The sequence below is a fragment of the Pseudomonas sp. R5-89-07 genome (genome assembly GCF_003851685.1).
In the GTDB taxonomy this organism is placed as follows: Bacteria; Pseudomonadota; Gammaproteobacteria; order Pseudomonadales; family Pseudomonadaceae; genus Aquipseudomonas.
Genome location: NZ_CP027727.1, coordinates 4,707,174 through 4,725,604, shown reverse-complemented (window position 1 = coordinate 4,725,604; position 18,431 = coordinate 4,707,174). Strand labels below are relative to the sequence as shown.

19 protein-coding genes and 1 tRNA gene are annotated in these 18,431 nt (G+C 54.5%); 14 read left to right on the top strand and 6 right to left on the bottom strand.

What is annotated here, in order from left to right; all coding sequences use genetic code 11:
• The first annotated feature begins 72 nt into the window (after positions 1-72).
• From C4J94_RS21600 to C4J94_RS21535, 13 genes are all read left to right on the top strand, one after another.
• Positions 73-819: a YebC/PmpR family DNA-binding transcriptional regulator gene (locus C4J94_RS21600; protein WP_124387983.1), complete on the top strand. Its 747-nt coding sequence runs from the start codon at positions 73-75 to the stop codon at positions 817-819.
• A gap of 156 nt (positions 820-975) precedes the next feature.
• Entirely contained in the window at positions 976-1,500 is a 525-nt protein-coding gene (ruvC, locus tag C4J94_RS21595; RefSeq protein WP_003237683.1) for a crossover junction endodeoxyribonuclease RuvC, read from the top strand.
• A 67-nt stretch (positions 1,501-1,567) separates the two neighbouring features.
• Positions 1,568-2,179: a Holliday junction branch migration protein RuvA gene (ruvA, locus tag C4J94_RS21590; protein ID WP_016973269.1), complete on the top strand. Its 612-nt coding sequence runs from the start codon at positions 1,568-1,570 to the stop codon at positions 2,177-2,179.
• Positions 2,180-3,238, top strand: a complete 1,059-nt coding sequence (gene ruvB / locus C4J94_RS21585; RefSeq protein ID WP_003175801.1) for a Holliday junction branch migration DNA helicase RuvB — start codon at positions 2,180-2,182, stop codon at positions 3,236-3,238.
• Positions 3,239-3,488: 250 nt separating this feature from the next.
• On the top strand, positions 3,489-3,944 hold the full coding sequence (gene ybgC, locus C4J94_RS21575; protein WP_124387982.1) for a tol-pal system-associated acyl-CoA thioesterase: 456 nt from the start codon (positions 3,489-3,491) through the stop codon (positions 3,942-3,944).
• A gap of 1 nt (position 3,945) precedes the next feature.
• A complete protein-coding gene (gene tolQ, locus C4J94_RS21570) occupies positions 3,946-4,641 on the top strand; it encodes a protein TolQ (protein WP_053135845.1) in 696 nt (231 codons plus the stop codon).
• A gap of 23 nt (positions 4,642-4,664) precedes the next feature.
• Positions 4,665-5,117 carry a protein TolR gene (tolR, locus tag C4J94_RS21565; protein WP_161793227.1) on the top strand — a complete coding sequence of 151 codons (453 nt, stop codon included), beginning with the start codon at positions 4,665-4,667 and terminating at the stop codon, positions 5,115-5,117.
• Positions 5,117-6,190: a cell envelope integrity protein TolA gene (gene tolA, locus C4J94_RS21560; protein WP_124387981.1), complete on the top strand. Its 1,074-nt coding sequence runs from the start codon at positions 5,117-5,119 to the stop codon at positions 6,188-6,190. Before tolR ends, tolA begins: the two co-directional genes overlap by 1 nt.
• Positions 6,191-6,207: 17 nt before the next feature.
• Positions 6,208-7,488 carry a Tol-Pal system beta propeller repeat protein TolB gene (gene tolB / locus C4J94_RS21555; RefSeq protein ID WP_057723839.1) on the top strand — a complete coding sequence of 427 codons (1,281 nt, stop codon included), beginning with the start codon at positions 6,208-6,210 and terminating at the stop codon, positions 7,486-7,488.
• Between the two features lie 55 nt (positions 7,489-7,543).
• Positions 7,544-8,044: a peptidoglycan-associated lipoprotein Pal gene (pal, locus tag C4J94_RS21550; RefSeq protein WP_003193861.1), complete on the top strand. Its 501-nt coding sequence runs from the start codon at positions 7,544-7,546 to the stop codon at positions 8,042-8,044.
• A 6-nt stretch (positions 8,045-8,050) separates the two neighbouring features.
• The gene (gene ybgF / locus C4J94_RS21545; protein WP_124387980.1) at positions 8,051-8,887 is read left to right on the top strand and encodes a tol-pal system protein YbgF; all 837 of its coding nucleotides are present in this window, start codon (positions 8,051-8,053) and stop codon (positions 8,885-8,887) included.
• Between the two features lie 164 nt (positions 8,888-9,051).
• On the top strand, positions 9,052-9,699 hold the full coding sequence (queE, locus tag C4J94_RS21540) for a 7-carboxy-7-deazaguanine synthase QueE (protein WP_124387979.1): 648 nt from the start codon (positions 9,052-9,054) through the stop codon (positions 9,697-9,699).
• A 133-nt stretch (positions 9,700-9,832) separates the two neighbouring features.
• Positions 9,833-9,908: transfer RNA gene (locus tag C4J94_RS21535), tRNA-Lys, on the top strand.
• 86 nt (positions 9,909-9,994) lie between these two features.
• On the opposite strand, the gene asnB is transcribed toward C4J94_RS21535, so the two are convergent.
• Together asnB and C4J94_RS21525 are read right to left on the bottom strand one after the other, a co-directional pair.
• Positions 9,995-11,806, bottom strand: a complete 1,812-nt coding sequence (gene asnB / locus C4J94_RS21530) for an asparagine synthase (glutamine-hydrolyzing) (protein ID WP_124387978.1) — start codon at positions 11,804-11,806, stop codon at positions 9,995-9,997.
• A 12-nt stretch (positions 11,807-11,818) separates the two neighbouring features.
• A complete protein-coding gene (locus C4J94_RS21525; protein ID WP_256657732.1) occupies positions 11,819-12,970 on the bottom strand; it encodes an MFS transporter in 1,152 nt (383 codons plus the stop codon).
• Positions 12,971-13,035: 65 nt separating this feature from the next.
• Between C4J94_RS21525 and serS the strand changes: the two genes are divergently transcribed.
• Complete coding sequence (gene serS, locus C4J94_RS21520; protein ID WP_164485595.1) at positions 13,036-14,298, top strand: serine--tRNA ligase; 1,263 nt, start codon at positions 13,036-13,038, stop codon at positions 14,296-14,298.
• Here serS and C4J94_RS21515 read toward each other — a convergent pair.
• From C4J94_RS21515 to C4J94_RS21500, 4 genes are read right to left on the bottom strand one after another with little or no spacing between them, the layout of a single operon-like run.
• Positions 14,289-15,116: an aldo/keto reductase gene (locus tag C4J94_RS21515; RefSeq protein WP_124387975.1), complete on the bottom strand. Its 828-nt coding sequence runs from the start codon at positions 15,114-15,116 to the stop codon at positions 14,289-14,291. The two genes, serS and C4J94_RS21515, sit on opposite strands and share 10 nt — an antisense overlap.
• Positions 15,117-15,125: 9 nt before the next feature.
• A complete protein-coding gene (locus tag C4J94_RS21510) occupies positions 15,126-15,794 on the bottom strand; it encodes a phytanoyl-CoA dioxygenase family protein (protein WP_124387974.1) in 669 nt (222 codons plus the stop codon).
• 3 nt (positions 15,795-15,797) lie between these two features.
• Positions 15,798-17,171, bottom strand: coding sequence for a hypothetical protein (locus tag C4J94_RS21505; protein ID WP_124387973.1), 1,374 nt, complete (start codon positions 17,169-17,171; stop codon positions 15,798-15,800).
• Positions 17,172-17,182: 11 nt separating this feature from the next.
• A complete protein-coding gene (locus C4J94_RS21500; RefSeq protein WP_124387972.1) occupies positions 17,183-18,430 on the bottom strand; it encodes a hypothetical protein in 1,248 nt (415 codons plus the stop codon).
• Between the last annotated feature and the right edge of the window lies 1 nt (position 18,431).

Below are 18,431 nucleotides of genomic sequence, written 5' to 3'. Positions count from 1 at the left end.
TTTGTGTTTAAAAGAGGGAAATCTCGCCGGCGGCGGGATTGATAGGTTTCTAGAGAATTTCGGAGTTGTGTTATGGCTGGCCATTCCAAGTGGGCGAACATCAAGCACCGCAAAGAGCGTCAGGATGCCAAGAAAGGCAAGATTTTCACCAAGTGGATCCGCGAGCTGACCGTCGCCGCCCGTCAAGGTGGCGGTGACCCCGGCTCCAACCCGCGCCTGCGCCTGGCGCTGGACAAGGCGCTCGGCGCCAACATGAGCCGTGACATCATCGACCGCGCCGTGGCCCGTGGTGCCGGCGCCGCCGACACCGATGACATGGTCGAATTGACCTACGAAGGCTACGGCCCGGGCGGCGTGGCGGTGATGGTCGAATGCATGACCGATAACCGCAACCGTACCGCGGCAGCGGTTCGACATGCGTTCAGCAAGTGTGGTGGCAACCTGGGTACCGATGGTTCGGTGGCCTACCTGTTCGAGCGCAAGGGGCAGATCACCTTTGCACCCGGCACGGATGAAGACGCGCTGATGGAAGCCGCGATGGAGGCGGACGCCGACGACGTGGTCACCAATGAGGACGGCTCCATCGACGTGTTCACCTCGTTCGCCAGCTTCTACGCTGTGCGTAACGCGCTGGAGGCCGCTGGTTTCAAGGGCACGGACGCGGAAATCGTGATGCTGCCGACCACCAGCGCCGAACTGGACCTGGATGGCGCGCAGAAGGTGTTGAAGCTGCTGGATATGCTCGAAGACCTGGATGACGTGCAGAACGTGTATTCGAATGCCGACATCCCGGAGTCCGTGGCCGAACAGCTAGGCTGAAAAGCGATGAGGTCAAAATGTGGGAGGGGGCTTGCCCCCGATGACGGTGTGTCAGTTACTTATAAATCGACTGAGCCACCGCCATCGGGGGCAAGCCCCCTCCCACATTGAAACTACGGTGTGTCAGAAATTGTATTTATCCAACCCGCAGGCGTTATGACTTTAATCCTAGGTATCGACCCCGGTTCGCGCATTACCGGTTTTGGCGTGGTGCAACACACTCCGCGTGGCTGCGTCTACGTCGCCTCGGGCTGCATCCGCACCGGCGCGGGTGAACTGGCCGAACGCTTGCAGATCGTCTATCGCGGCGTGCGTGAAGTCATCCAGACCTACGGCCCGGTAACCATGGGTATCGAAAAAGTCTTTATGGCCAAGAATGCCGACTCGGCGCTGAAGCTCGGCCAGGCTCGTGGCGCGGCCATTGTGGCGGGGGCCGAGGAGGGCATGGAAATCGCTGAATACACCGCAACCCAGGTCAAGCAGGCTGTTGTCGGTACCGGTGGGGCGAATAAGGAGCAAGTGCAGATGATGGTCATGCACATGCTCAAGCTCACCGCCAAGCCACAGATCGACGCCTCCGACGCCCTGGCCATTGCCATTTGCCACGCCCACACCCGCTCCAGCCTGCTGCCTCATGGCTTGGGTACGGCACGCAGTCGTGGCGGACGCCTGCGTCTCTGATAGCATCAGCGCAATCGAAATGTGCGGTCAGCCTTGGTCTGGCCCCCACGCTTTAAGGATCTGAACCGTGATTGGACGCTTGCGCGGCACCCTGGCTGAGAAACAGCCGCCGCACCTGATTCTGGATGTAAACGGGTTGGGGTACGAGCTCGAAGTGCCCATGACCACCCTGTATCGCCTGCCGTCGGTAGGCGAACCGCTGACGCTGCACACCCACCTGGTAGTGCGCGAAGATGCACAATTACTCTACGGTTTCATTGGCAAGCGTGACCGTGACTTCTTTCGCGAACTGATTCGCCTCAATGGGGTGGGGCCCAAGCTGGCCCTGGCGTTGATGTCGAGCCTGGAAGTGGATGAGCTGGTGCGAGCGGTTTCGGCCCAGGACACCTCGGCGTTGACCAAGGTGCCCGGTGTCGGCAAGAAAACCGCCGAGCGCCTGCTGGTGGAGCTCAAGGACCGTTTCAAGGCCTGGGAAGTGGTGCCGAGCATGTTCGCGCTGGTACCGAATCAGCCGGACATGCCGGCGGCCCAGGTCGCCAGTGCCGAAAGCGATGCCGTGAGTGCGTTGATCTCCCTGGGCTACAAGCCGCAGGAGGCCAGCAAGGCGGTGTCGGCCATCAAGGACAAGAACCTGAGCAGTGAAGACATGATCCGCCGAGCCCTGAAGGGGATGATTTAAGTGATTGAAGCTGATCGTCTGATCGCGGCCACCGGCCCGCGCGACCGTGAAGAAGTCCAGGACCGCGCCATCCGCCCCCTGAGCCTGGCCGACTACATCGGCCAGCCCACCGTGCGCGAGCAGATGGAGCTGTTCATCCAGGCCGCGCGCGGGCGCAGTGAGTCGCTGGACCACACGTTGATCTTTGGCCCGCCGGGTTTGGGCAAGACTACGCTGGCCAACATCATCGCCCAGGAAATGGGCGTGTCGATCAAGTCCACGTCCGGCCCGGTACTGGAACGCCCCGGCGACCTGGCCGCGCTGCTGACCAATCTCGAACCGCACGATGTGCTGTTTATCGACGAGATTCACCGGCTGTCGCCCATCGTCGAGGAAGTCCTGTACCCGGCGATGGAGGATTTCCAGCTCGACATCATGATCGGCGAAGGCCCGGCCGCTCGCTCGATCAAGCTCGACCTGCCGCCGTTCACCCTGGTCGGCGCGACCACGCGTGCGGGCATGCTGACCAACCCGCTGCGAGACCGTTTCGGTATCGTTCAACGTCTTGAGTTCTATAGCACCGCGGACCTGGCGACGATCGTCAGCCGGTCGGCGAGTATCCTCGGCTTGCCGCTGGACCCGGAGGGCGCCTTCGAAATCGCCCGCCGCGCCCGGGGTACGCCACGGATCGCCAACCGTCTGCTGCGCCGCGTGCGCGATTTTGCCGAAGTGCGGGCCAAGGGGCATATCACGAAGGCGGTCGCGGACCTGGCGTTGAACCTGCTGGATGTCGACGAACATGGCTTCGATCACCAGGACCGGCGTCTGCTGCTGACCATGATCGAGAAGTTCGACGGAGGCCCGGTGGGCGTGGACAGCCTGGCCGCCGCCATCAGTGAAGAGCGCCATACCATCGAGGATGTGCTGGAACCCTACCTGATCCAGCAGGGCTACATCATGCGCACGCCACGGGGCAGGGTGGTGACGCGTCACGCCTATCTGCACTTCGGGCTAAACATTCCGTCACGATTGGGAGAGATGCCCGTGGTAGACGAATTTCTCGATGCAGTAGACGATTAAAAAAATGGTAGGAGCGAGCTTGCTCGCGAAAAACCTCAACGATGACGCAGTGTGTCTGGTTGTACGCGGCGCGCTCAGGTGCTTCGCGAGCAAGCTCGCTCCTACAGGGTATTTGCCACGTTGGGCGATTTATCTGAAGTTTGTGCTGTCCCAGTGTCTGGCGTCGTCATTTGAGTCACTTGAGAAACTTTCAGGAATGAAAAAACAGTTGCCCAGCCGGATTGGCAACCTGAGGAGTAAGCACTAGAGTATGCGCGCGCAAAACGGGGATCCGTCGTTCGCACATCGCTGTCGCGTTTATTACGAGGACACCGATGCGGGCGGCATCGTTTATTACGTCAATTACCTGAAATTCATGGAACGGGCTCGAACCGAGCGGCTACGGGAACTGGGCTTTGCCCAATCCTTGCTGGCAGGGGAGGACCTGTTATTCGTCGTGCATTCCAGCGAGGCGCGTTATTTCGCACCGGCGCGACTGGACGACGAGTTGCTGGTCAGCGCTGAAGTCATCGAATTGAACCGTGCCAGCCTGCGATTCAAGCAGCAGGTCAGGCGGGCAACGGATGCAACGCTGCTCTGTGAGGGGCAGTTCCTGGTGGCGTGTGTACGCACCAACAGTTTGAAACCTCGGGCCATTCCCGAAACTCTACGTGCGGCCTTTGCCGCCGTGAGCGGCGCGGGTAAACAATCAAAGCAGGAGATTTAGCGTGGAACCTACCGTCGTCGACCATTCCTCCATGTGGAGCCTGGTCAGCAATGCCAGTGTCGTGGTGCAACTGGTCATGCTGACCCTGGTAGCCGCATCGGTTACCTCTTGGGTCATGATTTTTCAGCGCAGCAACTTGCTGCGTGCCGGTCGACGTGCCCTGGAGAGCTTCGAAGAGCGCTTCTGGTCGGGCATCGACCTGTCCAAGCTGTATCGCCAGGCCGGCAGCAACCCGGACCCGGATTCGGGCGTCGAGCAGATCTTCCGCGCCGGCTTCAAGGAGTTCTCGCGCCTGCGCCAGCAGCCTGGCGTTGACCCGGAAGCCGTGATGGAAGGCGTGGCCCGCGCCATGCGCGTCGCCATTTCCCGCGAAGAAGAGAAGCTGGAGCAGAGCCTGCCGTTCCTGGCGACCGTCGGTTCCGTCAGCCCGTATATCGGCCTGTTCGGTACCGTATGGGGCATCATGAACTCCTTCCGTGGCCTGGCCCAGGCCCAGCAAGCGACCCTGGCCACCGTGGCCCCGGGCATCGCCGAAGCCCTGATCGCCACCGCGATCGGCCTGTTCGCCGCTATCCCCGCAGTAATCGCCTACAACCGTTTTGCCGCCACCAGCGAAACGTTGATCAGCCGTTACTACACCTTCGCCGATGAATTCCAGGCGATCCTGCACCGTAAAGTGCACACCAGCGAAGAATAAGCAGGTAATTCCCAATGGCTTTAATCGCTCGAGCTCGCAAAAAGCGCAAGCCGGTCGCCGAGATGAACGTAGTGCCCTACATCGACGTGATGCTGGTGCTGCTGGTGATCTTCATGGTGACCGCGCCGATGCTCAACCAGGGCGTGAAGGTTGATCTGCCCAAGGTTTCCAGTGAAGCCTTGCCGCAAGACAACAACACTCAGGTCCTGACCATTTCGATCAAGGCTGACAAGACCTACTACTGGAACCTTGGCAGCGAAGTCGACACGCAGAAGCAGCAGGACAAGGCCCTGACCTTGCCGGCCATGACTGACGCGGTGACCAAGATCATTCGCTCCGGCAACGAAGGCGGCAAGCACACCCAGGTGTTCATTCGCGGTGACAAGTCGGTTGACTACGGCTCTGTCATGGGCGCCATGGGCGGGCTGCAGAAAGCCGGCGTCGGTAACGTTGGCTTGATTACCGAGGCGCCCTGATGCAGCAACAGCGAGAGCCGTCCGCCTCGGAAAGCTACTTCTGGCCTGGCGTCTGGGCAATTGCCCTGCATATCCTGGTGTTTGGCATGCTGTTCGTCAGCTTTGCCATGACCCCGGACCTGCCGCCAGCCAAGCCGATCGTGCAGGCGACCCTGTATCAGCTGAAATCGAAAAGTCAGGCCACCACCCAGACCAATCAGAAGATTGCGGGTGAGGCCCAGAAGTCGGCTGCGCGCCAGACCGAAGTCGAGCAGATGGAACAGAAGAAGGTCGAGCAGGAAGCGGTGAAGGCTGCTGCGGAACAAAAGAAAGAAGAGGCGGCTCAAAAGGCCGAGGAATCGAAAAAGGCTGACGAGGCGAAGAAAGCTGACGAGGCGAAAAAGGCTGATGAAGCCAAGAAGTCCGAGAAAGCTGCCGAAGCCAAAAAGGCCGAAGAGAAACAATTGGCTGATATAGCCAAGAAGAAATCCGAAGAAGAAGCCAAGAAAGCTGCCGAGGAAGAGGCCAAGAAGAAGGCCGCTGAGGAAGCCAAGAAAAAGATCGTCGAAGACGCGAAGAAGAAAGCCGCCGAAGACGCCAAGAAAAAAGCTGAAGCAGACGAGGCGAAGAAGAAAATCGCCGATGAAGCGAAGAAGAAAGCTGCCGCCGACGCCTCCAAGAAAAAGGCTCAGGAAGCAGCACGTAAGTCCGCCGAAGAGAAAAAGGCTCAGGCCCTGGCAGATTTGCTTTCCGACACGCCGCAGCGTCAGCAAGCCTTGGCCGATGAGCGTGGCGATGAAGTCGCGGGCAGTTTCGATGACCTGATCCGGGCTCGGGCAGCGGAAGGCTGGACACGTCCACCTTCGGCACGTAAAGGCATGACAGTAGTGCTGCAGATCGGCATGTTGCCGGACGGCACGGTGACTTCGGTCAGCGTGGCCAAGTCCAGTGGCGACGGTTCGTTCGACAGTTCGGCGGTTGCCGCAGTCAAGAATATTGGCCGGTTGACCGAGATGCAGGGAATGAAACCAAGCGACTTCGCTCCCTATCGTTCATTCAAGATGACATTCACACCTGAGGATCTAGCCTTGTGAGAAACCTTCTTCGAGGAATGCTTGTCGTTATTTGCTGCATGGCAGGGATAGCGGCGGCGGATGAAAAGAACATCCTGGTTACCAGCGGCAGCGATCGGGCCACCCCGATCGCAGTAGTACCGTTCGGCTGGCAGGGCGGCAGCGTGCTGCCGGACGACATGGCCCAGATCGTCAGCGACGACCTGCGCAACTCCGGCTACTACGCGCCGATTCCGAAAGGCAACATGATCAGCCAGCCCAACCAGGCCAGCGAAGTCGTGTTCCGTGACTGGAAGGCGGTGGGCGCGCAGTACCTGATGGTCGGCAACATCACGCCGGCCGGCGGTCGCCTGCAAATCACCTACACCTTGTTCAACGTGGCCACCGAGCAGCAGGTCCTGACCGGCAACGTTTCGGGCACCGCCGAGCAACTGCGTGACATGGCCCACTACATTTCGGACCAGTCGTTTGAAAAACTCACCGGTATCAAGGGTGCGTTCTCCACACGCATGCTGTACGTCACCGCTGAGCGTTTCTCCGTAGACAACACCCGTTACACCCTGCAGCGCTCGGACTACGACGGCGCCCGCGCCGTGACCCTGCTGCAATCGCGCGAGCCGATTCTGTCGCCGCGTTTTGCGCCGGATGGCAAGCGCATTGCCTACGTGTCGTTCGAACAGAAGCGTCCGCGTATCTTCGTCCAGCACATCGATACTGGCCGTCGTGAGCAGATCACCAACTTCGAAGGCCTCAACGGTGCGCCAGCCTGGTCGCCGGATGGTTCGCGCCTGGCATTCGTGCTGTCCAAGGACGGCAACCCGGATATCTACGTGATGAACATGGCTTCGCGCCAACTCACTCGCGTGACCAGTGGCCCAGGCATCAATACCGAACCGTTCTGGGGCAAGGATGGCTCGACCATCTACTTCACCTCCGACCGTGGCGGCAAGCCACAAATCTACAAAGCCAGCGTGGGTGGCGGCGGCGCGGAACGTGTGACCTTTATTGGTAACTACAACGCCAACCCCAAGCTTTCGGCCGATGAAAAGACGTTGGTAATGATTCACCGTCAGGATGGTTTCACTAATTTCCGGGTTGCGGCCCAGGATTTGCAGCGCGGAACCGTAAAAATCCTTACAGATACCAACCTAGATGAGTCAGCCACTGTTGCGCCCAACGGCACCATGGTAATCTACGCCACCCGCCAGCAGGGCCGGGGAGTCTTGATGCTCGTGTCCATCAACGGACGCGTAAGGCTCCCGCTTCCTACCGCACAAGGCGAAGTCAGAGAACCATCCTGGTCCCCTTACCTGAACTGACGCGGCGCTACAAAAAGAAGTACTTAACACACTGGGGTTCATTAGGAGTTTCACGATGGAAATGCTGAAGTTTGGTAAGTTTGCTGCTCTGGCTCTGGCTCTGTCCGTAGCCGTTGGTTGCTCCTCTAAAGGCGGCGACAATGCCGGTGAAGGCGCAGCTGTTGATCCAAACGCTGGTTACGGCGCTAACACTGGTGCAGTTGACGGCTCCCTGAGCGAAGAAGCTGCTCTGCGCGCGATCACCACTTTCTACTTCGAATACGACAGTTCGGACCTGAAACCAGAAGCCATGCGCGCTCTGGACGTTCACGCCAAGGACCTGAAAGCTAACGGCGCTCGCGTTGTTCTGGAAGGTAACACTGACGCCCGTGGTACTCGTGAGTACAACATGGCACTGGGCGAGCGTCGTGCGAAAGCCGTTCAGCGCTACCTGGTACTGCAAGGTGTTGCTCCAGGCCAACTGGAACTGGTTTCCTACGGTAAAGAGCGTCCAGTTGCAACTGGCAACGACGAGCAGTCGTGGGCTCAGAACCGTCGCGTCGAACTGCGTAAGTAATTCGTCATGCGAACGTGCCGTCGTGCTCTAACTGTATTGGCTCTCAGCCTCGCACCGCTTTCGGTGTGGGCTGCGGTTCCTGTAACGGATAGCAACTCTGGCTATAACAATAGCGGCAGCAGTTATCCGCCAGCGGGTTATGGCACGAACGGCGCCTATGCTGGGGGGGCGGCTACGGCCGCGCCCTCGGCACAGGGCGAACTGTTCAACCAGCTGCAACGCATGCAGGATCAATTGGCCCAGCAACAAGGCGCCATTGAAGTTCTGCAGAATCAAGTGAACCAGCTTAAGCAAGAAGGCCTGGAGCGTTACCAGGATCTTGATCGACGTATTGGAGCCGGTGTTGCACCTGCCGCTACTCCTGATAATTCTTCTGCCGGTGGCGCACCCAGTGCTGCCGCCGGTGGCGCAGCAGCGGGGGCCGCGGCAGCCAGCCAGGCCCCGGCTGCCAGCAGTGAACCGGGTGATCCGGCGAAGGAAAAACTGTATTACGATGCAGCCTTCGACCTGATCAAAGCCAAGGACTTCGATAAGGCCAGCCAGGCCTTTACCGCATTCCTGCGCAAGTACCCCAACAGCCAGTACGCGGGCAATGCCCAGTACTGGTTGGGTGAGGTCAACCTGGCAAAGGGTGATTTGCAGGGGGCAGGCCAGGCGTTCGCCAAGGTCAGCCAGCTGTACCCCAAGCACGCCAAGGTGCCGGACTCGCTGTACAAGCTTGCTGACGTAGAACGCCGACTGGGTCATACCGACAAGGTCAAAGGCATTCTGCAGCAGGTAGTCGCCCAGTATCCGGGTACTTCTGCTGCGCAGTTGGCCCAGCGGGATCTGCAGCGCTTGTAAGCCATGCAACCCGTTTAGAAGAAACCCGCGCCTGGCGCGGGTTTTTTCGTTAGAATCCACGCCCTTTTATGAAACACGCTTCCTGGGGTTGGCGCGTTGGCGCAATCCCTTGAAGTGCCTGACGGAGGCGGACAGCCTGTTTAGCTGTTACGCCCGTGGCGACTATGCAAGACACATTACGTATTACCGAAGTTTTTTACTCGTTGCAGGGTGAAACGCGCACCGCAGGGCTGCCTACCGTATTCGTACGGCTGACCGGCTGCCCCTTGCGTTGCCAATACTGCGACAGCGCTTATGCCTTCAGCGGCGGCACCGTGCGCAGCCTTGACGATATTCTGGAGCAGGTTGCCGGCTACCGGCCGCGCTACGTCTGTGTGACGGGCGGCGAGCCGTTGGCGCAACCCAATGCCATTCCCTTGCTCAAGCAGCTGTGCGACGCCGGATACGAGGTCTCGCTGGAAACCAGCGGCGCCCTGGACATCTCCGCGGTAGACCCGCGTGTGAGCCGGGTGGTCGACCTCAAGACCCCCGACTCCAAGGAAGCCCATCGCAACCGCTACGAGAACATCGACTTGCTGACGGTTAACGATCAGGTCAAGTTCGTCATCTGTTCGCGCGAGGATTACGACTGGGCGACCTCAAAGCTGATCCAATATGGCCTGGAGCGACGCGCGGGGGAGGTGCTGTTTTCCCCAAGCCACCACGACCTGAACGCCCGCGAATTGGCGGACTGGATCGTTGCAGACAACCTGCCGGTGCGCCTGCAAATGCAGTTGCACAAATACCTGTGGAATGACGAGCCAGGGCGTTGATACGCCTGATCAGACGGATGTGCGAGGCGTTCAACCCGCCGAATTACGGGCCCAGCGTACAAATTCTGAATTATTTTCAAATAAGGTGTTGAATAATCCTTAGAAATCAGTATTATACGCGCCACCACACAGCGGGTCGTTAGCTCAGTTGGTAGAGCAGTTGGCTTTTAACCAATTGGTCGTAGGTTCGAATCCCACACGACCCACCATTTTTGGCGGTTTAGAAAATCCGGAAGGCCCACGCAAGTGAGGATTTCCGGGTTTTTTTTTGCCTGTCTTTCGGCCCGCTGCCCTGCTAGCGAGAAATATGAAAGATGCCCCTATGCGCATCGACCCAAGCGATGAAGATAGCCAGCTTCAATAGCTGATGCGCGTCTTCATCAGATAGTTTGCCGCTTCCCAGAGCATTGAATAAAAGCTCAACTTTGTCCCTGCAAAAAATCGGCTGCAGCACTTCTTCGTTGCGCTGGAACGCCTCGAAGAAAGGTAGTCGCCATTCCGTATGCAGAAGTCTGTAGCGATCTATTCCATGGCCGCAACCAAGCTTTTTGGCATAGGCCAGGTTTTCGGAGTAATGACGCGCGGCGATGTCCTTGAGCAATGGCTTGGTCGTCATCGTTGACGGACAAATTTTATAGTCTGGCTTGAGCTGCGCAGCGGTTTCCATGAGGCTTCTGTCGAAGAAGGGGGAGCGATACTCCAGGCCATACGCCATGCCTACGGTATCGCTTAGGGAGGCGCTGTGCGACATGCCAAAATAAATATCGTAAAAGGTCCGCGCATCCAGCAGGTTACTGAAGTCGGCAATTCGGAATATTTGATCGAACGCGTACTCCACTTTTCCCCGTTCCAAGCATTTCGAGAAAGTCTGGGTATAGAGCAGTGTCTTGTCGCGAGCGTGTTTCTCAAGCAGAAAGCGCTTAAGGGTTTCCTTTATGTCTTGGTCCTCCTGGGTGTTCAATGAGTGATTGTGCAGGAAGCTGACGTAGCCGTTGTAGCCTGCAAATACTTCGTCAGCACCATTACCCGTCAGGGCGACGCGATTGTGATTTGATATAAAGGCGCTATGGTTGAGAAGGTACGTGCTGTCATAGACGCCTACCGGCTCGTCAAAGTGACTCATTGCGGTGACAAGGTCATCGAACGATGTCTGGGTAGCATCGAATTTGATCAAGTCAAGACCGAATGCCTGGGCAACGTATTCTGCTCTAGAACGTTCAGGGTCGTGCAAACTTCCCGAGGAAAGAAAATGACACTGCACAGGATTGCTGCCTGCTCGCATAGTATTCAAAAGCACGAGTGAAGAGTCGATGCCGCCTGACAGCGTAATCCCCATGGGATAATCGCTGGCCAGCATGCTGTTGACGGAAGAGAGAAGTTTCTCATTGATGAGTTCGGCCGCTTCGCGAAAGGGTAATTCGAGTTTTGAAGAGTAGGAAATAGACCAATACTTCCTCAGTAAGCGCCTGCCGCCGCTGTCTATTTTGAGATAGTGAGCAGGGGCAAGTTTATGTATGTCTTGAAACAGCGTGCTTATTGGTCCCGCTTGGGTTTGAGCGAAGTAGTCCGCTACGCCGTCCGGGTTCAGCGCGCTTGTATAAGCGGGTGTCATCAGGAGGGGCTTCAAGGTCGAAGAAAACCGTAGTATGCCGTTGAGGTCCTGATAGAAGAGCGGCTTTTCTCCTACGCGATCCCGGTATAATAATAGTGTAGACTCACGGCGATCGTAGAGAGCAATGGAAAACATTCCATCGACCTGTTGAATAAAGTCTTCCCCGTGCAATCTATAAAGATGCCCAATGACTTCTCCGTCACTATAACCGCTAAAAACCACTCCCTGCGCTTCGAGTTGTTTTCGCAACTGCGGATGATTGTATATTTCTCCATTGTATATAACTACGATGTTTTTATCATCATGGAAGAAGGGTTGTCGTCCGCCCTCGGCATCGAGAAGGATAAGCCTTCTATGTCCGAGTTGTATCTGCTTGTCAAAGTAACTCGATGAGTCGTCAGGCCCTCTGCTCGACATCAACGTAAGCATTGATTCAAACTCGTGTTGGTCGGGCAGTGCTCCGCCATATGAGTAGGCGCCTAGAATTCCACACATTATTAAATATCCTTATTTAAAGTCGTCAGATGTTTTTGAAGGTATTATCGCGGACAAGCTTGCTAGTCCGCAAAAAACAGCGCACGCGGCGAGAAATGAAAATTTCCCAACTAGGCTTCCCGCTAATAAAGGGCCAGCCACCGCTCCCATTTGGATCAGTGACTGGAAGGCAGCTGCTGCAGCGCCGCTGAGGTGCTCCGGAACCGAGCGTTGTAGAACTACTTCACCGTAGGTGAGCAGCAGCATTCCTGCGCTCCCCCACAGTAGTACTGAAACGACCGAGAGCGAAGCACTGAGACCCGAAAAATTCAGGAAAAAATAGCTGGCAATATAGAGTATTGAAGCTATTTTCAGATTGATGGAAATTTCCCTGTTCCGGGTGGCGCGAAGTATGTAAGGGCTTAGAATCATTGTCGCCAGGGCGGAAAACGCTATAAGCCATCCATATTGGGTGGCCGGGGCGACAGTTGAAGCACTTTGCTTCAACCCCAGCGGCAATAGAAAAGCAAAACCACCCTGAACCAAAAGCATCAAGAATAGATAGAGCTTGATTCTGCTGTTTGCCGTCCGGTGGGGCACCTTGCGAGGAGCGGTGTAGCCGACAGCCATTTGAGGCGGGCGTACGAAAATGATGAAGATAGACAGTGCGATCAGATTTGCCAAGCAGTCAAAATAGAAAACCCATTTATAGGAAAACTGAAATAAAATGCCAGCACTGGCGACCCCGATGGCATAACCCATATTGAAAAACATATAGCCGATAGAGAGGGCTGTTGTTTTGTCGCCAGTGCCCGCCAAAGAAAGGGTCCCTAGGGTAAAACACACGAGAAAAATTCCTGCAAATAGGCAGCTCAGATAAATGCATATAATAAATCCAATAAAATTATTGTTTAGCGTGGCGGAAAATAACGAGATAAGAAAGAACGTCTGGCTGATGATGAATGTATGCCACCAACTGAACCTGGAACAAATTTTTCCACCGATAAAGTTTCCCAGTACAAGGAACGTTGTAGCACTCCCCATGGCAATTGCTGTAGCGGATACATTCAACGCAAAAACTTCACTGAGAATGAAGAACATCATGGGCGGAACGGTGCTCGCGCACGCGCAGGCAAGTCGTGCCAATGACAAGGTTATAACTGGGGCAGGAAGGCGTGAAAGCATTGAAAGCATAGGGCTCTACCTACATAATGTCGTTTTTGAGACTCAGTCGACCAAGGAATCTGAATATGCTTGATATAAAGCTGGTCCGCTCCAACCCCGAGTATTTGCAGGAAATCTGTAAAAACCGGCGCGTCGATGTCGATGTGGCAAAAATCGTAGAGTTGGACCGTGTGAAGCGCGAGCTGCAGCAGAGCCTTGAATCTCTGCGCTCCGAGGCGAATGAAAATGCCAAGAACAGCACTGTGGAAAAAAGTGTCAGTATCGCTCGAGGCAAAGAACTCAAACAGAAATCTCTGAGCCTTGAAAAGCAGCTATCCGAGGTCGAACTTGAGCTCGAAGGCCAGTTGTTATTACTCCCTAACACATACGCCGACGACACTCCCATTGGCATGGATGACGACGCCAATGTCGAGGTGACGAAGTACAGCGCTCCTCCGGAATTTGATTTTGAACCCAAAGACCACATTTTCCTCGCCAACAGATTGGGCATGGATTTTGAAGCCGGCGTCAAAACCAGCGGTTCAGGTTTCCCCATCCTCAAAGGCACTATCGCCAAGCTTGAAACCGCTCTCATGCGTTTCGTTATGGACAGGGCTGAGGCTGCCGGTTTCGTACAAGTGAACATCCCGCTGATGGTCAAGCAGGAGATCATGCAAGGGGCGGGGTTCAATCCCAGACGCACCGAAACCGCCAGCGAGCTTTTCCCGTTGATGCACGACAACCTGTTCATGATCGGTACTGCGGAGGTACCGCTTGTAGGACAGTTTTCCGATGAGATCCTCGCTCGTAACGAACTCCCAGTTAAAGTTTTCAGCATGTCTCCTTGCTTCCGTAGAGAGGGTGCCAGTGGACGACGGGATGCGGGCCTATATAGAAACAAGACCTTCACTAAGGTGGAGCTTGTTGCGCTCGTCGAGCCGGAGCAATCGGAGAAGACACTTGAAGAAATCCTGGCGTTTGAGATAGGCATTTTCGAGTCTTTGGGCATCCATTTCAGGGTCATTCGCATCTGCTCCGGCGATCTCGGTGCGCCTGCCTTCAAGAAATATGATCTCGAGGCCTGGATGCTAGGACGAGATCGTACGGGTGGTTGGGGCTGGGGCGAGCTGACAAGTTGCAGTAATTGCACTGACTTCCAGGCCAGAAGACTACAAGTGCGATATAAGTCTGAAAATGGAAAAAATGTTCATGTACACACCCTAAATGGGACAGGCATTACAACTCGGGCTATAATTCCGCTACTTGAGCAGTATCAGCAGGCGGACAATTCGATTAAGGTCCCGGCCGTTTTGCAGCCTTATCTTAATACTGAAGTCCTTCAAGGTTGATACTGATCTCGATGTTGAAGCTGCCGCAAGATCTGCTGATAAGCCTCTTGCGGTAACAAATCAAACTCATCCCATTCCGGGGAGCGACACTGACGGGTATTTTTTTCAAACAATTCTATACCGCTCAGTGAATTTTCCTCGGAAGCCATCTGCCAGTTATTCCAAATATCCAGGAGTCTGGTTTGTTGTTTTGTTGAAATAATTGGGCTCACCGCTATTTTCTTTAGCCAGCTAAACAGGGCCCGCGTCAAGTTTTGCGGCGCTGCCGTTGACGCCAGTTCGTCGTCGGTGAAAACCTTGCCAGTTGCAAATATGCTATGGGCCTGCACTTCTATGCGGTTTTCTTTGCAGTAATTCACAAGCTCAGTTTCCTGCAAAAATGGATTTATTTCATTCTGAACAACCATGGGGGTGTAGCCAAAGGCACCCAGCGCTTTCAGGTGGCCAAGGGTGTAATTGCTCAGGCCATATTTTTTTATATAGCCCTTTGCTTGCAGTTGCTGCAATACCTCTAACGCGTCGGGATGGAGGACGTGTTTAGGTGAGTGTATCAATAATTTATCAACATGCTTTAGTTTGCTTTGACTGATCATGGATAGTGCCAAATTTTCCAGCTGCGCACGCGTCTGAAAGGCGGCGGGAATTTTTACAGTTAATTCATAATCCTCTCTTGGATACCTCTGCAGCGCTGATAAAACATCGTCATGGTTTTTATAAAGAACGGCGGTGTCGAAAGAACGACAGCCCATCTCCCAGGCGCACGTAATATGCGCAGGAATGTTGGGCCTGGGTATATGTTCCGTGCCTAATATAAACATGTCATTTCCTTATGGGGTCAATGGGCGCGCCCAATCCGGCACGTAGGTGATAGCAATGACCCGCCTTATACTGCCACTGTTATTTTCTCCCGTGCCATGAATGACCCTGGGATTGATAATGATCATGTCACCTGTGGCAATCGTCGGAGTGACTATGTCGACGTCTAACGTGTCGGAAAAAATATCCGATTGATAATCCTTATGCAGAAAGGTATGTGATCGAGGCGCAATATGCAGCGGGCTTTTTTCCGCATTCAGGTCGTCAAGATAATAGAGCACACGTAAGCACGACGGATGGTTAGGGCGGTACTTCGAGCATTCATAAGGATCATAATCAGTATGAAACGAGAGTGCGGGATGCCCCGGTTTGCAGTTCGCATAGGTGGCTGTCCAGCGTAGCACTTGGCCACCGATCATTTCGTTAAGTAACGCCCTACAGGCGCTGTCGGCGACCAGCTCGTTGGTGGCCGGTAATTCATGGGTATCGATATCGTGAATCATGACCCGCGTCGCCGATGCTTTATAGACTTCAGTGTCTGCAAATTCTCGACCTTCAAATTGTTGCTCCAGGCGAGTCATCTCTTCGATGAGCGCTGTAACCCTTTCCTTCGACAGCGCGTTTCGGACAATGAGGTAGCCTTCCTGCTCCAGTGTCTTTATTAAGCTATTCTTTTCCATAAGTTACTGCCTCTCCTTGTTCTTAACAGCGTTTTTCAGCAGATAATGACAGCTCTGAAAATTACCTATCAACTGCTTAACCTTTCTTGTCTTTATCAGTTCGATGAAGCTGCCCAGATTGTCGGTGCTGGACTGGTTTATCGAGTCGAGTAGAGAACTGTCGATGCCTTCAAAAAAAGGTGCACCCGCTAAAAATGTCAGTTCATCTCGAAAACACAGGTTTTCGAAGGGTGTGTTCATGAACTGCAGTTGCGTATTACTTTTCCTCAAAATGCTCTGATAGAGCCCGACCGAATCTTGCTGGCTCGTCCCTCCCAGAGCCTTTAAGCCAGTGCCGAAACACCTGACGAAATACCCGAGAAACCGGTCGCAAAAAAGTCGCCCGTCCTCAAGCATTCGAACCAATTCCCGCTTCCCTACGCGCGCCAGCACTGTTCCATCTGATCGACGTTTAAGGATGAGTTCGGCGCCAGTGGTACAATTTTCGATGGCGAGTAACTCCAGTTTTTGTTCACTCTTGAAATAAAAAAAATCAGTCAAGTCATGACCCAGTACAAAGTTATCATCGGAATCGATGGTCGTTTCCTTAATGTTTAAAATGAGCGATCTTAGCGTGGCGTCGAATATCATGTCGGCGAGGGGAAGTTGTGCATTGAGTAGCTGTTTCGCTGCGAGAAAACTTGTAAATCGCTCGTCAAGAAAAACAATTTCCGTTCCGGTAGCATATTTTATTTGTTTGCCCAGTTCCGTGTTGATGGCAATAAACGCGTCTTCTGCACAGGTAAAGGTTTTTGTATTCCACATCTCCCTTAACCTTTTCCAGCGCGAGTCCTGCTGGTCGGCAGGCGCGCTTATGGATATCTGAAATGGAGTGGGTAAATTGCAGAATGATCTGCTTTTTAACTGGCTGTTGCTCAGGTCAGACAAGCGCACTGGCTGGTTACCATCTTTTAGAAAAAGCGGCCCCTTCAACGGTGCTCTGGCGGAGATACATTTAACCGTGGAACATTGAATGGTGAGGCCGTACGGAATGTTCTTTGACGACAACGCCATAGAAAAAAACAGATTGTTCAGAAAGATCTCGTCATCCAGCAAGATTCCACTATGATCGGCCTGTTGCATGGCTGGGCACTGGATAATCGAGTCACATAGCGCGTTATTTTTTTTTCCGGTTTGTTCCAGGTACTCATTGAGATTATCAGAAAAACTGTTCAGAAACGGATGGCTTTCCGTTATGGCCGGTTGTTTAAGTATACGGCCAAACGCCTGCTCAAGCGGCAATTCAAGCGTTTCAGTCAGTTGTTGGGCAAGCGCCGACTGTAGCATCCCCAATTGCTTGAGTGTTTCGCCTAACGTCGGGACGGTCTTGCTATCCATGTTGAGTGGCATCACAGGTCGATGAGTTGAGGGGCATAGCAGTAGGCTGTCTGTCGGAGTTTCCAAGAGAGAGAGCCCAGTCCCTCACACAACGCGGTAGGGAGCGTTTCTGACTCTGTCCTGAATAGCTGATCCAGCAGTGCAACCAATTTCCCTACGTCATCTTCGTTCGCCGAGCGTCGGGTGATTTCCGCAAGCGAAACCCGATAGCCCGGACCCTGGTTACCTGGGAGGCTATTTACCCAATTTGCTGCAATGCCGACAGAAGATAATTTATTGTTATTGATCTGCGCGGTACCGTGGGGCACGCCAAACCAGACCTGATGAACATGTTTTTCATCCGCAGGCATCGGTACTGTGTAGTCGAGTTGCTTTAATAATCTCGCAAACGCGTTTCCGTTCGCCGCAATCTGATTGGCATATTCGGTCCCGCCGCAATTGATGAATTCATCCACTGTGATCGCCAGGGAGACGATGCTGGCCGAATGATGATGGCTGACGAGGTGGTCAGCTGCTTTTTCTATATGTTTGTACACCTCAGAATTTCGCGTGCAAATGATTCCTTTCTGCGGCCCGGGGAACGTTTTATGGGTAGAGCCACACCAGACGTCTGCTCCCTGGTCCAGAGGGTTTTCCACACAACCACCAAAGATCAGGCCGTTGGTATGGCTTGCGTCGTACAGCACCAGGCTTTTAAGCCCCGCTCTGGTGATTGCGTCCTTCAAGGGCCCGCAATCAATCGGTGACAGGAACGTGGACTGATCTAGGTAGATCATGCTGGGTCTGTATTTGGCGATATCCTCTTCAAATATGCCCAAATCAATGGTGTCGACATCGCAGAATTTTATATCGATCTGTCGCCGCCCCATCTTGTTGATAACGAAGCCGGTGCTGGCATGCCCGCCATCGTTGGGGGAGATCGAAAAAATCGTGTCGCCCGGTTCCGTCAGAGCCGCAATGCCGACAGTCATCGCACTCAATCCCGATATCGGGCGTACGTTGACGTATTCGCATTTGGTCAGTTTCTTCAGTCCGGGCAGCAATATTTCATGTTCCACCTCACCAATACGCGCGCCATTAGGGAAGCACCAATATCCGAACAGCCGCTGATCATCGAGGAAATAGCGAGATTGGTAATCCATTGCATAGGGCATTCTGGCCATTGGCGAAAGAGCGTTTTCGCTAGGTACCAGAGAAATAGCGCCTTTAGCCTGGTCATTCTGCAAAAGGATTTTTTTCCAATAATCAATGTTGGACATT

Bases quoted from the DNA above. Each gene is read 5' to 3' on its own strand.
- C4J94_RS21510 (WP_124387974.1), bottom strand. From the start codon at position 15,794: ATGGAAAAGAATAGCTTAATAAAGACACTGGAGCAGGAAGGCTACCTC.
- ybgC (WP_124387982.1), top strand. From the start codon at position 3,489: ATGCGCGCGCAAAACGGGGATCCGTCGTTCGCACATCGCTGTCGCGTT.
- pal (WP_003193861.1), top strand. From the start codon at position 7,544: ATGGAAATGCTGAAGTTTGGTAAGTTTGCTGCTCTGGCTCTGGCTCTG.
- C4J94_RS21600 (WP_124387983.1), top strand. From the start codon at position 73: ATGGCTGGCCATTCCAAGTGGGCGAACATCAAGCACCGCAAAGAGCGT.
- ruvC (WP_003237683.1), top strand. From the start codon at position 976: ATGACTTTAATCCTAGGTATCGACCCCGGTTCGCGCATTACCGGTTTT.
- serS (WP_164485595.1), top strand. From the start codon at position 13,036: ATGCTTGATATAAAGCTGGTCCGCTCCAACCCCGAGTATTTGCAGGAA.
- C4J94_RS21500 (WP_124387972.1), bottom strand. From the start codon at position 18,430: ATGTCCAACATTGATTATTGGAAAAAAATCCTTTTGCAGAATGACCAG.
- asnB (WP_124387978.1), bottom strand. From the start codon at position 11,806: ATGTGTGGAATTCTAGGCGCCTACTCATATGGCGGAGCACTGCCCGAC.
- C4J94_RS21525 (WP_256657732.1), bottom strand. From the start codon at position 12,970: ATGCTTTCACGCCTTCCTGCCCCAGTTATAACCTTGTCATTGGCACGA.
- tolA (WP_124387981.1), top strand. From the start codon at position 5,117: ATGCAGCAACAGCGAGAGCCGTCCGCCTCGGAAAGCTACTTCTGGCCT.
- C4J94_RS21505 (WP_124387973.1), bottom strand. From the start codon at position 17,171: ATGGATAGCAAGACCGTCCCGACGTTAGGCGAAACACTCAAGCAATTG.
- queE (WP_124387979.1), top strand. From the start codon at position 9,052: ATGCAAGACACATTACGTATTACCGAAGTTTTTTACTCGTTGCAGGGT.
- ybgF (WP_124387980.1), top strand. From the start codon at position 8,051: ATGCGAACGTGCCGTCGTGCTCTAACTGTATTGGCTCTCAGCCTCGCA.
- tolB (WP_057723839.1), top strand. From the start codon at position 6,208: ATGCTTGTCGTTATTTGCTGCATGGCAGGGATAGCGGCGGCGGATGAA.
- C4J94_RS21515 (WP_124387975.1), bottom strand. From the start codon at position 15,116: ATGTTTATATTAGGCACGGAACATATACCCAGGCCCAACATTCCTGCG.